The following is an 18,180-nucleotide window of genomic DNA, read 5'->3' as shown; positions in this document are numbered from 1 at the left end:
TAAAATAAATATGGAAATTATACATATTTTAAAAACCCTCGATAAAAAGGGGGTTAGTTTAGAGGTTGAGCATACACAGATTAAGTTAAAAGGGAACATTTCTCAACTTTCTGTAGAGGAAAAAACGTTTTTGAAAGAGAATAAAGAAAGAATAATAGATTATTTCGTCAAAAAAGATACATTTTATTTTTTTCGGGATGTGCTTTATTTTGGAAATGAAGAATTAGATGCTCTTGATTTAAATGATTTAAGGAGCAGTGGAAATATGCTGCGTCAATTACCTTTCAGAATAAACAAAAACATTTCTGCTACGGAGTATAACGAAATAAAAAAAATCACAAAAGAACTTAACATTACTTTTCAGTCTTTATTCCTTGCTGCTTACAGAGCGCTATTATACAGGTATACGGAGCAAAAAAATGTCATTCTGTATACCAATCTTTTAAATGCAGACGGAAAAGAAACGCTATTTATAAAAAATAAAATAGACGAAAATGACACTATAAAAAGTCTTATCGGAAAAGAAGAGATCGCAATTCATGCTGCGTCGGCTGGAGATCAATGGAAAGATTTAGTGGCCGATCAGGAAAAAAACAGCTTACTGGAAGAGTTTGTAAAAACAGGGCTGTTTTTCTTTAGTGGTTCCCAGGCTCAGATATATAATCCAAGACCTGAAGGCATAAGCACTTCGTATATTGATATCCTGATTAACGATGATCAGGAACAGCTTAATATTAGTATTGATTCGCATCCTTCATATAAACAGGAATATATACAGCGGCTGCTTGAGCACCTGGTAAATATAATCAAGAATGTACCGGTCTATTTTAATAGAGCTCTTCATGAAATTGACTATAGGTGTGAAGGTGAAAATCAGATCCCCGCATATCCGGATCCCGATCAATCACAATCATGGGAAAACGAAAACCTGATTGCAAAATTTGAGGCTTCATTTAGCAAATATTCTGTAAAAACGGCGATTGATTTTGAAGGAAAGTTGTTGTCGTATGGCGACGTAAAATACCTCTCGGATAAAGTAGCTTATTACATCAGCAGTTATACAGGAAATGATAAAAGCTATATTGGTATCTGTCTTAATAAATCGGAATATTTTATACCAGTACTATTAGGTGTTATAAAATCAGGAAATGCGTATGTCGTAATTGATCCTTTCATCCCTGAAAAAAGGAAAAAATCATTGCTCGAAGATATAAGCTGTAAGTTGATATTCGATGAACTTCAACTTCAGGGCTTTTTAGAAAAGATAGAGAATATTACTCCTTCACAGCTAAAAACTAGTATGCATCAGGATGATCCAGTATATCTCATGTGTACATCTGGATCTACTGGAAAACCTAAAGTGGCTATTAATACCCACAAAGGATTTCTGAACCTGTTAAATTGGTATAAAAACGATATAGGAATTGCAGAAGATGACAATATTGGAATCATCAGCAACGTCAGTTTTGACCTTACCCAGAAAAATTATTTTTCACCGCTTTTAGCAGGTGCTACAATTTACCTGGAGAATACAGGTTTGTATAATATTCCTGACTTTATAGCTAAAAATAAAATAACGATAGCCAATGTTGCACCGGCTGTATTCAGCTCCTTCACTGGTGCAGAGTATAAAGTATTAGGCTCTTTGCGTAAGGTTATATTTGGTGGAGAGAAAATAGATCCGGCAATTGTCAAAAACCTAAGAAATGTGGTAAATAACATTAGAATATACAATTCTTACGGGCCAAGTGAAGCAAGTGATGTTTCTTCGTATTATGAAATAAATGAAGAAAATACAAATATTTACCCTATAGGAAAAGCGATCCCTAACGTAAAAGTATACGTGATGGACCGTAAATATAATGTTTTGCCTTTAGCACTAAAGGGTGAAATTGTTATAGGGGGTATAGGTGTAGGATTAGGATATGTAAACAATCCTTTTGAAACAGATACCCGTTTCTACGAACATCCCGAATATGGAAGATTATACAGAACTGGAGATTTGGGGAGACTGTTGGAAGACTATAATCTGGAGTTTTTAGGAAGGAATGATTTTCAGGTGAAACTCAGGGGAAACAGGGTAGAGCTACAGGAAATAGAATCTGCTACTAACAATTACTCCAGCCACATCAGAACTGTTCTGGCAAATATCGTTTCTTATAATTCTGAACAATATATCGCAGTATACTATTCTTCGGATCTGCCAATTAACAATATGGAGTTAAAAAAATATTTGACTAAGTATTTGCCAGACTACATGATTCCTATGTATTACATTTCATTGGAAGAGTTTCCTTTAACCCCTAATGGAAAAATTGATAGAAAAGCTTTGCCGGAAGTGTCATTTAAGGATACTATACAAACAGCGTATGTTGAAGCAAAGGGTGATTTTGAAATTAAAATCCGCCGTATCTGGGCAGGTCTTTTAAATCTTGAAGAATCGCAGATAAGTACTAATGCTAACTTTTTTGCAATAGGGGGTACTTCTTTAAAACTTTTACAATTGGTTAAAGAAATCAATCAGTTGGAGGAAATTAAACAGGAAGTAACACCTGTCAATATCTTTGAATTTCCTCAAATTTCAGAATTGGCTGGTTATCTGAATGGAGAAATGGCCTCTTCCGATAACAATAAAGCTATTGAAGAGTCTTTGAATACCATTGATGAGACACTTAGTATTTTAAATAATTATTCAACAGAATAACATGAGTGAATATACAGGTTTAGAAATTGCAGTTATAGGGATATCTTGCAAAGTACCTACTGCAGATAATCATAATATATTTTGGGATCAGCTTAAAAAAGGGTTTGAACCTATTGATGAATTAACTATTGATGAAATAGTTGCTTCAGGTGTACCAAGAGAATTAGCCGAGAATAAAGAATACGTATCCAAAAGCAGGCGGTTGAAAAATAAAAAAAGTTTCGATTATTCTTTCTTTGGATATAATAAGAACGAAGCTCAGCTACTTTCTCCACAAACCAGAATGCTTCATCAGTCTATATGGGAAGCAGTGGAGGATTCTGGAATTGATATTAAAAATATAGATAACAGCAGTTTATTTGTAAGTATTATAGAAGACTTTACATGGCAAATGCATGTTAGGTCATTAAGAGATAAATTGCCTATAGATTTCTATTCCTTTAATTTTTTATCTGCCCATCATTTTACTCCGGCGCTGTTATCTTATAAATTTGGCTTTACAGGTTTGCCGCTGCCAATTATGAGTGCATGTTCAAGTTCACTGGTTGCTATCCATGAAGGATGTAAAAGTCTTTTATTAGGAGAATCAAAGTATTCCATAGTGGCCGGTGTCAATTTTTTTAATAGCAAGGAGAAAGGTTATCTCTATAAGGAAGGGGTAGAATCAAAAGACGGGCACTGCAGGGCTTTTGATGTAGATTCGTCAGGAACATCCTGGGGGGAAGGCATTGGAGTTGTAATCCTGAAAAAATTAAAAGATGCGATAAGAGATAAAGATCATATTTATTCAATAATTAAAGGTAGTGCATGCAATAACGATTCTAACAGGAGAATAGGCTATGCCGCTCCAAGTGTAACCGGCCAGAAAGAATGTATTGAAAAAGCACTAAAATTCAGCAGGGTTTTACCTGAAACCATATCTTATGTAGAAACCCATGGTACAGGAACATCTTTAGGGGATCCTATTGAGGTTGAGTCGCTTACCCAAGCATACAGATTAGGAAGGGAAAATAGAATTCCAATAGGTTCTCTGAAAAGTAATATAGGTCATACCAGTTATGCAGCCGGAATACTAAGCTTTATAAAAGCTACGCTTTGTCTGGAAAACAGGCAGATTCCGCCATGTATTAACTTTAAAGCTCCCAATCCAAACATCAACTTTGAACAGGGCCCTTTTTATGTAAACAATGAGGTTATAGACATAGAAAAAAAAGATTCGCCTTTGAGAGTAGCCGTAACTGCATTAGGGATAGGCGGTACTAATGCCCACATTATTCTGGAGCAAGCCCCACTTGCCGAAAAAAATAAGCTTGAAAATAATTTCACGGATATTCTTACCATTTCTGCAAAGTCTGAAAAAGCACTAAGAAAAATAGCCTTAAATGTTTCAGATTTTATAGAAAATGAAACAGTAAATATTCATGACCTGGCCTATACTTACCGGAAATCACGATCCGGTTTAGAGCTTAGAAAAAGTTTTATATTCAAATCCCGTGAAGATTTAATTTCGATGCTGCGGAATTTCTACAGGGGAAATTCGAAAGTGCAAACAGCATCCCTAAATAATAAACCCGTGGTTTTCGCCTTCTCCGGGCAAGGTTCAGGTTACATCCGGATGGGTGTTCATATGTACCATCATTCTGCAGTTTTTAAAAATTGTATGGATCTGTGCTTTTCTCTATTAAAAAATATTTCTGATATAGATTACAAAAATGCATTCTTGAATGGAGAAGAAATTAATCAGAAAAGATTAGATTATACAAATCCTTTAATTTTTTCTTTTCAATACTCATACGCACAATTATTAATAGAGATGGGACTAAAACCATCTTACCTGATCGGACACAGTTTCGGAGAATATGTTTGTGCATGCTTAAGTGAGGTTATTTCTCCTGAAGAAGCACTAGGTATTATATATAAGAGGGCAAAATTGCTGGCGCGTTTGCCTGAAGGTAAAATGATAAGTGTTCGTATTCCCCTGTCAAAACTTGAAGGTATTTTAAAGGAGATAGAAAATGTATTCATATCAGCATATAATTCACCTGATAGTTATACTGTTTCCGGATTGAAGGATAATATTATACTATTACAGGGAAAATTAAAAGAGCAGGATACACACTTTACCGAATTGGAAGCTGATGGACCTTATCATACTCCTTTTACGGAGATGATTAAAGACGAGTTTAAGTCCTTTTTAGATAATTATACATTTAAAAAGCCTCAAATTCCATTTACTTCTTGTGCCAGCGGGGGGATTGTTAACGAAAACTTTGTGATAGAATCAGAATATTGGCTTAATCATATGGCCATGCCTGTTTTGTTTGATAAGTGTGTTGATACAATTTTTCCCGGAAAAGATAATCTTACAATTATAAATATTGGTCCCGGGAATACGATCTCTAAAATATTAAAGAATACAGATATCAGTATCCAAACTTATGATACCTATAATAATGAATCCAGTGAATACGACCAGATGTTTAACTTCATTACGTTATTATGGGAGAAAGGATATCAGATAAGCTGGGAAAAAATATTTCAGGACCGTAATATCATATCGGCGCCAGTATACCCATTTGAAAAAGTTGAGTTTATTGATGAAATTATAATGAATCCAGTGCTGCAAAAGGAAGAATTACATGCACCTGAAAAAGAATATTATACATATCGGGAAAAATGGGAAGCTCATGCGGCAGATGGTTCTGAAAGCAAAACCAATCAGGATGAAGAACAAATTATCGTGATCTCTGATGATCATAATGTTTATGAAAAGCTTGCTTTCTTTGGCAAGAATACCATATATATCTGTAATCAAGACAGAAATAACTGTTCAATTGAAATAGCTGAAAATATCTTATCTGTTGACTTTTCAGATGAGAAACAAACTTCCGGACTTTTCTCTGATTTAAAGAAAAAAGGTATTGTACCAAGAACCATATATTATATCTGGTTTGGAGATAAGAAAACTGAAGAAGGACTTTCATATGGTTACCGTTCTATTTTTCATTTTGTAAGAGGATTTGATAGTGTGTTTTTTGATAAGAAACTCAATATTACTTTGATAGGAGATCTCTTGTACAAAGTAAAACCAGATGAAAAAACGAGTGCAATAAAAGCTACCGCATATAACGCCCTTAAAATGGTCAATGTGGAATTTGAGAATATTACAGCCAACAGCCTGGACGTATCAGAACTTGGCAATCTCTCACAGGATATATTATCTCTGATTAAAAAGAACGGAAAGATACATTTTGAATATGCTATCAGAGAAAAAGAACTGCTCACTAAAAAATTTGAGGAAATTGAGTTACCGTCAGATCCTTACAGACCTTCACAGTCAAATACCTATCTGATAACAGGTGGTTTAAGGGGGCTTGGTTTTACAGTAGCTAAACATATTACCGAAAATTCGCAGGCTAACTTAATAATTATTGGAAGAGGTGATGAAAATACCGAGAATAGACAGTTACTCGAAAGCTATGGAGCCAGAGTTATGTACCTGCAGGCTGATCTTTCAGATTTCAACCTGCTTAAAGAGAAAATAGAATCTGCACAACAGGAAATAGGAAATATCACTGGAGTTATACACGCCGCTGGAGTAGGAGACTACAATGGAATTATTTTAAGAAGGGGAACGGATGATTCAGCCGTGTTTAATCCTAAAATATATGGTACTGAAAACTTAGTTCATATCTTGAAAGATAATACTCTTCAATTTTTCTTAGGCTATTCATCACGTGCAGTGTCAAAACCGTTTATAGGTCAGTTGGGGTACATTGCGGCTAACGCTTACTTAGACAATTGCTTATCAAATATCAATGGTATAACGGTTCACTGGCCAATTGTATCAGGAGTAGGAATGATTAATGAAGCATTAAAAAATGTACCTGAATATAGGCATAAATCTATTTTAAGCAGGTCAATTACTGTTTCTCAAATGCTCGAAATACTTTTTAAATCTATTTCATCCGGCGAGCATCTCGTTATTGCTTCCAGAAGCAGAATGGACGTAGAAACAGGATATCTCGAAATTACAGAAGAAGAAGATCTGGACCATGTGACGTTCTCTCAAGAAAGAGTGTTTACAAATAAGGAGTATTTAGCACCGGAAACAGAAACAGAAATTAAGCTGGTAAATATAATTAAGGAAGTATTGTGTGTGGATGAGGTGGGAATAAAGGATAATATGTTTGATCTGGGTGGAGATTCTTTGAAAGCAATGGTGATCCTGAATAAAATAAAATCAGAATTCAGTTTAGAATACAGTCTGAAAAAACTCATGGATGCTGTAGATTTTCAGCAAATCTCAGAAGAAATACAAATAATAACCGATAATAAAATAACATTAACATTTTAACTAATGGAACTTAAAGAATTATTGACATATATTGAGGCTAATAACATTGATGTAAGCCTTAGCGAATCCTACAACTTAAATATCGTCTTAAATAAAAAAGACGCTGAAAATAAAACGTTAATTGACTCTATCAGAAGCAACAAGGAACACCTGATAAAGCACCTCGAAACGAAAAACAGTGCAAACCTTATCCCTGTTTACAGGATGACGCCTTTTCAGGAAGGTTTGGCGGGGTTTGCTAAAAATAATCCAGAAAGTTCCAGGTATATTATCCACCTTACTTTTAAATCAGAAAGAGAGATAGATTATAACGCTTTCAAAAAAGCATGTGGATTTCTGGTATCAAACCATGAGATTTTAAAATCCTCATTTGATTATGATGTTACAGAACAGATTTTTAAATCGAAAATTATTGATACCGGTGAGTTCTTTTGTGAAAGAATACTTCCCGAAGAGGAGGAGGCTTTCAGACAGGGAAGTTTTGATATTTCCAAAGAATCACTGATAAAATTTGCACTGCTTGATAAGCATATTATCATTATAAAAATACATCATATCATAGCAGATATTGTATCTGTGCAGCTTATGCTAAAACAGTTATTTGGCTATTACAGCAGGTTTCAAAATAATATTACCCCTGAGGTTTTTCCATCAGTTCCTTTTTCAGAATATACCAAATGGCTATTGAAACAGAACCATGAAAAAGGTTTGTTATATTGGAAAAATCTGTTAGAGCGTTATGAAGCAACACCAATAGAGCAAATAGTTCCTGCCAAGAAGACACTTAAGGAGACTTATGCCGAATTAAATGTTGCATACGACTTGAATAATGTCACTCAGAACATATTAAAAAACCATAAGCTTACTAATAATACAGCGATTAACTTCTTCTTCGGATTGGTTTTCGCTAAATATTTCAGAAGCAGAAAGTTTGTATGGGGCAATACAATAACTCATAGATACATGGACCAGGATAAGTTTAGAGATATTATAGGTCCTATGATTACAACAATACCTGTAGCAAATGATTTTGAACATCATGAAACGATTATAAAAGCTATTTCTGATTTTCATTATCAGCTTTTAGATTCACGTGAACATTCCTATATATCTACGCCGGAAATCTATGAGGCCATTAATTCTAAAAACCTGTTTAGTGCAAATTTGAGTTTTCAGGATGTTTCGGAAAATAATGATGATACATTTAATGATGTCAGTATTCAAAGGCTGGTTTCTGAAAGTCAGAGTATATCCCATTTTCCGCTTTCTGTTCTGGCATCTTTAAAAAATGATAAAATTTCATTTAGTATTAGTTATAGATCAGATATATTTTCTCAAGATATAATTAAAGATATGGCTGATATTGTAATAGGCCTTTATAATAATCTTGAAAACCTGACTGACAGAAAGTATTCGGAACTGGATATTTTTGAATATAAAAAAGATGTAGAAAGATCCATTCTGATCGGAGAAAATTTCGACCAGAAAGATACAGGTGTACAAAAGCTATTTTCAGATGCACTAAGGAAGTATAAAGAAAAAACAGCAATAGAAGATGTCGAAAATAATTCCCTGACATTTACCGAGCTGGATGAAAAGAGTAATTATGTTGCCAACCAACTGATACAGAAAAATATTACTGGTGCAGTTGGGGTTCACCTTAAGTATGCTACCAATTTAATTGTAAGTATTCTTGGGATCTTAAAAGCCGGATGTACAGTGATCAGTTTAGAACATGGTTATCCGATAGAGCAGCTTAATCTTATAACTTTGGAAACTGATTTGCAGGCATGTATCATAAGTTCCGAAGAAAAAACATTATTTGGAGACCGTTTACCCTATGTAAAAGAAAACTGTACCATAATCCGTGTTCCGGAGTCTATTCCTTCAGAAAACAGCCTTATTTCCGAAAGACAAAGCAAGCCTGCAGATACTTTATCACTCTACTATACATCAGGATCTACCGGGATCCCTAAAATAGTCAAGGTATCGCATGAAAATACAATAAATGGGTTGCTATACCTCGTACAAAATTATCCTTCCAATGCTCAGGATATCTTTTGTCTTAACATCAGGGTTTCTTTTAGCCCTTCAATAAGAAATATATTGGAAGCAATTATACAGGGTAATAAAATAGTTATCCTTCCAGAATATCTGTATTATAATATAGATAAGTTTGTTGAAACTGTAGGCCAGAAAGAAATATCACGACTGTCACTTACTCCAAGTTTTATCAAACTTCTTATTGAAAGCGGTAAAGAAAACTTCCTGAATAAACTTAATTTCTTAGAAGTACGCGGGGAAGCAATTTCTATGGAAGATATCAGGTTATTCAAAAAACTTATGCCTGCAACAACAATCGTTAGCAGATACGGATCTACAGAAGCGTCTTCTACTGCCTATAACGAAGCTTTGAATACTAATATTAATAATTCTTCAAGATATTTTGCTCTTGGTAAACCAATACACAATACCCTGTTTAAAATTATTGACGATAACAACAATGTGCTGCCATCAGGAATTATCGGAGAAATATATGTCGAAAGTAAAAGTGTGGCAAAAGGCTATATAGGAAGTCCAAATAATAATTTCATTTATGACAAAAACCAGATCCGTGGATTAAAAACCGGAGACTTAGGGTATATAGATCAGGATGGTATTTTACAGTTTACCGGAAGAAAAGACGCGATGTTAAAACTGAGGGGATACCGTATTGAGCCCGAAGAAATAGAACTTGCAATGGAGAAGTTTGAAGGTATAATGAAGGCGAAAATAGTTCCTGTAGATGTAGAAGACCCTACCATGGCAAGGCTAGTGGCTTTCTGCCATGTGAAAACTGTGGAAGAGTTTAGCGATATCAATCTTAAACACTTTTTAAAGGATATGTTGCCAAACTATATGATTCCTAATAAAATACTCTTTGTTGATGAATTTCCACGAACTAATACAGGTAAAATAGACATACAATCTCTGAAGAGGTTAATCAATGTAACAGATAAAAACAGAACTGGAACAAAAAGCATCACTGAACAGAGAATAAAAGAAATTTTCACAGACATTATGCCAAATTCTGTGATTTATATTGATGAAGAATTTTTTGAAATGGGGGTAAATTCCATTTTAACTATGAAGGCTGCATATAAATTAAGCGTTGAGTTTAATGTAAGTTTAAAAGGGGCAGAGCTCTTTCAGCATGATACTATTGAGAAACTGGCGGTTTACATAGAAACCATGATCGAAAATAAAAACTTCAAAAGAGAGGAGATATATCATATCCTGAATCGCAATGACGACAATAAGGATATTTTCTTCCTTATACCACCACTTACCGGAACATCATTGTTTAATACATTAAAACCTTTTGTTCCAGAAGGAATTGATTTTTATGTTTTCGAAACTATTGCTGTCGAAGAGTACAGTGTACTGGCAAAAGATTTGGAAACATTGGCGGGATTTTATAAGAATTCTGTTCTTCAGCTCTGCAAAGGCAAAAGAATACACATGGGCGGTTGGTCTTTTGGAGGAAGTACAGCTTTCGAAATAGCATTACAGCTACAGGCTCTTGGCGTGGAAGTGAGCTCTTTGGTATTATTAGACCCAAATATGTACAGGCCTGAATTTGACAATGATGATAAACAGAGAGAAGATTATGAAAAAATAATCAGGGCTTTACTTGTTCAGGAAAATATTGACCCAGATGAGATCGGTATGGACAGATTTATAGAGCAGGCTTATCATTCAAATTACGTAATTAAAAACTACAGACCAACTTCTATATATAAAGGAAATATTGCCCTTATTAAGCCCGAATTAACTTCAGAATTTGAGAGAAACCATGATACCCCATTCAACGGTTTCCGTGAATATTGTGATGGCGAAATTAAAATCAGCTTCACACCCGGAAATCACATGACTATGGCTACCGGTCCTGCAAAAGTTGTTGCGAACCTTATATTCTCGAATTTAAATCTGGAAGCTAAATAATTATGATAAAAAAAGGCTTGTTTTTTCTTATAGGAATATTACTACTTGATGGGTGTAAAATACCACATTCCGCTTATACGCTAACTGAAAATAAGTATTCTGTAAACGAGATAAAGGAGAAACGGGGAGAAGTAATGAAGTTAAACGATTCGTTATATAAGTATGGAAAATTTAACTATAAAGATTCCACACTTAATTATAGAATTTTAATGCCCATTTCAGTGAAGGAAGGGGAAAAATATCCGCTTGTTATTATATTTCCCCATTCAGGTGGGATAGGAAAAGATAATATGAACCAGATGACAACGCTTCCTAAATATTGGCTACAGGAAAATGTCCGTAAAAAATATCCTGCGTATATAGTAGCCATACAATATCCTGTACGTTCATCAAACTACCTTTTTGACCAGTTTAAACGCATGTATTCAGTACCGGACGATTATTGTATGGAGGCCACTTCCGAACTTATAAAAAGTTTGAGCCAGGAATTGAAAGTTGATGATCAACGTGTTTTCGGAATAGGTTTTTCAATGGGAGCATCTACACTGTATAATTTACTAACCAGATATCCGGATTTATTAACCGCTTCCGTAAGTATTTCCGGAATTCCTGATAAAGACTTCAGCGAAAAAGTGGCAAAGTCGCCAATATGGATAATACATGGGAATGAGGATAGCGAGAATCCTGTAACTCCCGACAGGATGCTGGTAGAGTATCTCAGGAAAATGAATAATAAAAATTTTACCTACTGGGAGATTTCAAGTTTAGAGCATACGGTATATCCAGATCTGTATGATACTAATATGATCCCGGAATGGTTGTTTAATTTAAAAAAATAAACGTTTTACCAGTAAATTATAATGAAAATAAGGATAAACTGAAGATTCCTGTCAAGGTGTTTTATGGTTCGAAAGAACATGTTGATGCAGACAGTATAATTATGACTGGAAAAAGGAAAGTTAATGTCCCGTTCAGATACCAGGACTTGACGGTGACCATTTCCTCATTTTCAAAAATTAGGATTTTTTCAAAAATATTTCAGAAGTATCTGATTTTGATGTTGGAAATTACCGAAAACGATCCTGGTTTTTTGATTCGTGAAATGCAGAAGAGTACCGTTTTAGGGATGGGCCATTGATAAAGCAAGTGGAGGAAATATCGGTAAATAAAAGATTAGATAAGCTGATTAAAAAAGAATAGCAGAAATAAATGAAAAGAACTAAAATCGGAATATTTGGGCTGGGGGTAGTAGGTAAAGGAGTATATGATCTTTTAAAAGGGATGCCTGAATTTGAAGTAGGAGCAATTGTTGTAAAAGATAAATCCAAACCGAGAAATGTAGAGGAAGAAATCATTACTTATGACAAACGCGATATCCTGGATGATTTAGATACAGATATTGTAATTGAACTTATAGATGATGCAGATGAAGCATATGATATTGTTACCACTTCTTTAAAAAAAGGAAAGGCTGTTATATCTGCAAATAAAAAAATGATATCAGCTTATCTTGGAGAACTTATAACCCTTCAAAAGGATACACAAACACCATTTTTGTATGAAGGTGCTGTTTGTGGGAGTATTCCTATTATAAAAAACCTGGAAGATTATTATGCAAATGATATCGTATTATCTTTAACAGGTATCGTTAATGGATCTACAAATTATCTTCTTACAAAAGCTTTTGAAGAGAAAGTACCTTTCAGTGAAGTAGTACATCGGGCGAAAGAATTGGGCTATCTTGAAAGTGACCCTTCGCTGGATATTAACGGTTATGATGCCAGATCAAAACTAAAGATTCTGATTGCACACACTTTTGGGAAAATAGTAGAACTGGATAGTATTCTGATGATTGGTATTCAGAATATTTCTGATGCCGATGTTGATTTTGCGAAAGAGCAGAATTTGAAAATAAAACTGATTGCAAAATCTTACACCTATAAAGGAAACCATATCAATTTGGTAGTACCTATGTTTATTTCGGATCAGAGCGATTTTTATCATATCAATGATGTGTTTAATGGAGTGGTTCTGAACTCACAACTTTCTGATAAGCATATTTATATAGGCATGGGAGCAGGAAGCTTACCTACAGCTGCTTCCATTATACAAGATGTTTTTTTGATTGAAAGGAAATATTCGTACGCTTACAAGAAATTAAAAACAACAACAGATTTCTCAATAAATTATCCTTCTTATAAAATATATATCAGTTACTCTGGTACAAACCACTTTTTAAGTGAGGTTGAACAACATTTCAGTAATGTGATTGAGAAAGGGGTATTGAATAATAATAGTTATATCATAGGTGAAATGAAACATGAAGAATTATGCCTTGTACAGCATAAATATGAAGGGGATGGGATTTCAGCAATATTGTTTGATACTATCCACCCAAATAATCAATAAATCGAGATCTGAAAATGAAACTGACTCTTCCTCAACAAGATATTTATTTCGAACAGCTTTTGTTCCCAAATGAACCTATTTACAATATTGGAGCAAGAATTTCTATAAAAGGATATTTAAACAAAGAAATATTTGAACAGGCATATATCGCTTTAATACAACAGCATGATGCTTACAGGTGTCATTTAAAGGAAGTGAATAATAATGCAGAAATGCTAATTACAACTGAAATCCGTCAACTCGAATTTATCGATTTCTCGTTTAAGGAAAATAAAGAAAAAGAAGTGTTGGATTTGATGCAAAAAGAGTTTAAAAATCCTTTTAATGTAGAGAAGGATACATTTTTATATCGTTTTGCGCTAATAAAAGTGGACGATAATTTCCATTATCTGTTTTCTGTTTACCACCATATAATTACCGATGGATGGGGAACATCTTTGATGTTTACACGTTTGGTGAAAAACTATAACGAAATTATGGAGCACGGAGCCATAATTACGACATATCCCTATTTTTACGAAAATTTTAGTATTGAAGATCAGGAGTATTTTGGATCTCTGAAATTTATTAATGATAAGGAATATTGGGTCGGGAAATTTAAAATGCTTCCTGAAAATTTATTTCAGAAAATAGATTCTTCAATAACAATCAATACCAGTTACAGAAAAGAATTTATGGTAAGAAGGTCTGTTTATAACGAATTGGTAAGATTGGCTTTAGAAACAAAGTCGAGTACCTTTCATATTATTCTTGCAATTTTATATACTTATTTGAGTAAAAAATCTCAAAATGACTCTGTTTCAATAGGATTGCCTGTTTTAAACCGTTCGGGGGCTAAATTTAAAAAAACTGTGGGTTTATTCATGGGGGTAAATCCTTTACTGCTTTCAATTGATGAAGAAGAAACATTTATTGATTTGGTAGAAAAAATCAAGACACAGCTAAAACACGACTATCGTCAGCAGCGTTTCCCCCTGGGGCATTTGGTGAAAGAATTGGGGGTATTTAATCAAAAGGAAAGGATATTCAATGTTACATTATCTTATGAAAAGCAGGATTATTCATCTCACTTTAAAAATACAGTTACTAAAGTGGTGCCGCTTAGCCATGAATCAGAAAGAGTGGCTTTAGCATTATATATAAGGGAATTTGACGAAACGGAGGATGTAAAAATTGATTTTGACTATAATCTGAATTACTTTACACCAGAAAGTATTACTAATCTCATAGCGCATTTCCAGATACTTATGGAGTCAGTTTTGAGCGATTCAGGTCAAAAAATAAAAAAACTAAATTTCCTCACCGAACACGAATGTCAAAAGCTTTTAATAGAATTCAATAACAGTGAAGTAGCTTATCCTAACAATAAAACGATCATTCATTTATTTGAAGAACAGGCCGCGAAAGTACCTGGCAACATAGCGGTATGGGATAAGATCACAAACTTAACCTATAAAGAACTAAAAGAGAAGTCGGATAATATAGCAAAGTACCTGCTTTCCGGTTTTGGAGAGAATAATATGCCTGTTGGAGTATTGACTGAAAGGTCTGCAGAACTTATTATTATTCTTTTAGGGATACTTAAAGCTGGGAAATGCTATATTCCTATCGATCCAATGCTGCCAAAAGAGAGGGTCGAATACATTATTGGACAGAGTCAGGCCTCACTTATCATAACCGAAGAAGCACTTTTAAAAGAATTCGAATCAACAGAAACATCAGGTGATAAAAATCAAAAACAAATACGTTTTCTTACCAAAGAAGAACTGTTGCGGTTTGAGTATACATCGGTGACCGAATTAAATTATCTTACTAATCCTGAAGATACAGCCTATATCATCTATACATCTGGTTCTACAGGAAATCCAAAAGGAGTAGAAGTAGGGCACCGTGCGTTAACCAACTTCTTAACAAGTATTCAGCATATACCACAAGTCCAGGCAAATGATGTGCTTTATTCAGTTACTACGTATTCCTTTGATATCTCCATTTTAGAATTTTTTACGCCACTAATATCTGGAGCAAGCGTATTTATTGCTGGTAAAGCAACATTAAATAATATAGAACAATTAAAAAAAGAGTTAGAGCAAATCACACCGAGTATTATTCAAGCAACTCCAAGCTTCTACCAAATGTTATTTAATGCAGGCTGGAAAGGAAATAAAAATCTTAAAATACTTTGTGGAGGAGACAGTCTGAATGAATCTTTAGCAGAAAAACTCTTAATGCACAGTAAAGAAGTATGGAATATGTACGGACCAACAGAAACTACAATATGGTCAAGTACAAAGAAGATAGATAAACCTTCTGATGCCTCTAATATAGGAAAACCAATTAACAATACTCAACTCTATATTGTTGATAAATGCCTTAATCTTTTACCTGAAAACACTGCAGGGAGAATCTTCATCTCTGGAGATGGAGTGGCAAAAGGATATTACAAAAATGAAAAACTTACCCAGGAGAAATTCATTGATAACCCTTTTTACATAACCTCAAAAAATAATCCTAAAATGTATGATACAGGCGACTTAGGAAAGTGGAATGGGGAAGGAGAAATAACATTTTTAGGACGGAATGATTTTCAGGTTAAAGTAAGAGGGTTCAGGATAGAATTGGGGGAGATAGAAACCCATATTTTAAGGTTCAACCCTTTAATCAAACACGTAGTAGCTGATGCGAAAGAGGTAAATGGAGAAAAAGTATTGGTTGCTTACTACAAAATAGATAGAGCGCCAGATAGAAACCTGGAGATAAATAAGATTGAATGCCGGGAATATCTTCAGGACAGGTTACCAGAATATATGATACCGGGTTTCTATATAGAGCTGGATGATATCCCGTTAACCCCTAATGGCAAGATTGACCGTAAAGCACTACCGGATGTTACAGGAAAAGATTTGATCAGAAAAAAATTTGTTGCCCCAAAGAATGAGACAGAGAAGAGGCTGGTGGAAATATGGCGGGAGATACTCGGAATAGATGAGATAGGCATTACCGATAATTTTTTTGAACTCGGTGGGCATAGCTTGCTGGCAGGAAAAATAATAAATTGTATTTCCAGAGAATTAAATCATGAGGTTTCATTAAAATCTATCTTTCAGAATCAAACTATCCAAAGCTTAGCAAAAGTATTGGAGAATGATAGCAAGGAGAAAACATTCATTCCTAAAGCTGAGATAAAAAGCTTATATGCATTAACATATGATCAAACCAATATATGGTTGGCTTCTCAGAAACAGGGCTTTTCCAATTCCTATAATATGTATTCCGTTTTTGAAATTGAAGGAGATATAGATACGCTTTTATTGGAAAATTCTATTAATTCAATTATCCGGGAAAATGAAATATTAAGAACAAATTTTGTAGAAAAAAATGGTGAAGTATATCAAATAATCAGAGAAGATAGAGAATTCAGTTTAGCTATTCTTGACGTCGGCGGAAAAGATTTTTTATCCTCAATAAAAAGCTATATTTCGCAAAATTTAGATTTAGAAACTGATTTACTTTTTAAATCAGTTATTGCTCATTATAATGATAAAAAATATCTTATTTTCTTAACCCATCATATTATAGTTGATGGCATTTCTTTAGAAATCATATTGACCAAACTAATTCGGATTTATAATGGGATACCTTTAAAAGCAACGGTTGACATTCAATTTAAAGATTATTCTGAATGGTTGCTGGGACAAAATAATTTTCAGGTCGAATCAAATATCCCAAAAGTTAACTCAGGAAATAATACCCATACGAAAGTTCTGATTAATAGCCAGATACCAGGAATAGTAAAAAGTAAGATATTTAATCTATCAATAGATCAGTACGATGAATTAAGAAAAATTTCAAGTGCTAACAACACAACTTTGTTTTCTTCTATTCTTACCATCTTAAGCGTCGTTCTAAATAAAATATATCAGCAAAATCCAATTTGCCTGGGGACTGTTTTTAGCGGAAGGAATAACGCTCAGCTCGAGGAAGCTGTAGGGATGTTCATAAAAACCCTTCCCTTCCTGATTTCTGTAAAGGAGGAACTTACTTTTAAAATATTGACAGAAAATACCCAAAATAATCTATTGGTTTTGGAGGAGAAAATTACACAGCCTCTGATCAGTAATCTTAATACATTGACTGACTTTTTAGTGGTCTATCAACATTCGGAGGTACTGCTAAAAGAAAACATCGACTTTGGAACATTTACATTAAAAAAGCAAATCATACATGCTACATTATCTAGATTTCCACTTGTATTCAACTTCTTTGAATCTGGCGGATTGAGGTGTGAAATAGAATATGTTGAAAGTATTGATGATACTTTCGTTGAGATAATATGGGATAAAATAACGCTTATGACCGATTGGGTAACCAAAAGTCCGGATGAGATTATTGAAAAGGTAAACTTATCAACTCATAGAGAAATACAAATAAATAATTCGGTAGATATTGATTTTGATTTTTAGATCAGGAAAATATTATTTTATAAATAGATTATGATAAAAATCAAGAAAACTAATTTTTTCTTTCTTACAATATATTCGCTGGCAAATACATTTTTGACATTAGGGATTTTATATATTGTTAACAAAATTGTAGCTAATAAAGAGCTTGTCAATAACAATCTTGCTATACCATTTTTTTCATTTATAATATTTTCATATCTGCTGAATATTTTTTTTCAGAAAAAAATTATCAGGATTTCATATGATTTTGTTTACGATAGCGAAAT

General features: G+C 33.8%; 6 protein-coding genes. All 6 read left to right on the top strand.

Annotated features, from left to right (window positions below; all coding sequences use genetic code 11):
* The first annotated feature begins 10 nt into the window (after positions 1 to 10).
* The 6 genes from AB3G38_RS07070 to AB3G38_RS07045 all read left to right on the top strand — a co-directional run bounded on the left by AB3G38_RS07070 (position 11) and on the right by AB3G38_RS07045 (position 17,914).
* The gene (locus AB3G38_RS07070; RefSeq protein ID WP_367867793.1) at positions 11 to 2,704 is read left to right on the top strand and encodes a non-ribosomal peptide synthetase; all 2,694 of its coding nucleotides are present in this window, start codon (positions 11 to 13) and stop codon (positions 2,702 to 2,704) included.
* Position 2,705: 1 nt separating this feature from the next.
* The gene (locus AB3G38_RS07065) at positions 2,706 to 7,061 is read left to right on the top strand and encodes an SDR family NAD(P)-dependent oxidoreductase (RefSeq protein WP_367867792.1); all 4,356 of its coding nucleotides are present in this window, start codon (positions 2,706 to 2,708) and stop codon (positions 7,059 to 7,061) included.
* 3 nt (positions 7,062 to 7,064) lie between these two features.
* Positions 7,065 to 11,045, top strand: a complete 3,981-nt coding sequence (locus AB3G38_RS07060) for a condensation domain-containing protein (RefSeq protein ID WP_367867791.1) — start codon at positions 7,065 to 7,067, stop codon at positions 11,043 to 11,045.
* A gap of 2 nt (positions 11,046 to 11,047) precedes the next feature.
* The gene (locus AB3G38_RS07055; RefSeq protein ID WP_367867790.1) at positions 11,048 to 11,884 is read left to right on the top strand and encodes an alpha/beta hydrolase-fold protein; all 837 of its coding nucleotides are present in this window, start codon (positions 11,048 to 11,050) and stop codon (positions 11,882 to 11,884) included.
* Positions 11,885 to 12,254: 370 nt separating this feature from the next.
* Positions 12,255 to 13,454 carry a homoserine dehydrogenase gene (locus AB3G38_RS07050; RefSeq protein WP_367867789.1) on the top strand — a complete coding sequence of 400 codons (1,200 nt, stop codon included), beginning with the start codon at positions 12,255 to 12,257 and terminating at the stop codon, positions 13,452 to 13,454.
* Between the two features lie 14 nt (positions 13,455 to 13,468).
* The gene (locus AB3G38_RS07045) at positions 13,469 to 17,914 is read left to right on the top strand and encodes an amino acid adenylation domain-containing protein (protein WP_367867788.1); all 4,446 of its coding nucleotides are present in this window, start codon (positions 13,469 to 13,471) and stop codon (positions 17,912 to 17,914) included.
* The last annotated feature ends 266 nt before the right edge of the window (positions 17,915 to 18,180 follow it).

It is taken from the genome of Pedobacter sp. WC2423 (assembly GCF_040822065.1).
Lineage (GTDB): Bacteria > Bacteroidota > Bacteroidia > Sphingobacteriales > Sphingobacteriaceae > Pedobacter.
This window is presented reverse-complemented; position numbering and strand designations above follow the sequence as displayed.

Bases quoted from the DNA above. Each gene is read 5' to 3' on its own strand.
- AB3G38_RS07060 (WP_367867791.1), top strand. From the start codon at position 7,065: ATGGAACTTAAAGAATTATTGACATATATTGAGGCTAATAACATTGAT.
- AB3G38_RS07070 (WP_367867793.1), top strand. From the start codon at position 11: ATGGAAATTATACATATTTTAAAAACCCTCGATAAAAAGGGGGTTAGT.
- AB3G38_RS07065 (WP_367867792.1), top strand. From the start codon at position 2,706: ATGAGTGAATATACAGGTTTAGAAATTGCAGTTATAGGGATATCTTGC.
- AB3G38_RS07055 (WP_367867790.1), top strand. From the start codon at position 11,048: ATGATAAAAAAAGGCTTGTTTTTTCTTATAGGAATATTACTACTTGAT.
- AB3G38_RS07050 (WP_367867789.1), top strand. From the start codon at position 12,255: ATGAAAAGAACTAAAATCGGAATATTTGGGCTGGGGGTAGTAGGTAAA.
- AB3G38_RS07045 (WP_367867788.1), top strand. From the start codon at position 13,469: ATGAAACTGACTCTTCCTCAACAAGATATTTATTTCGAACAGCTTTTG.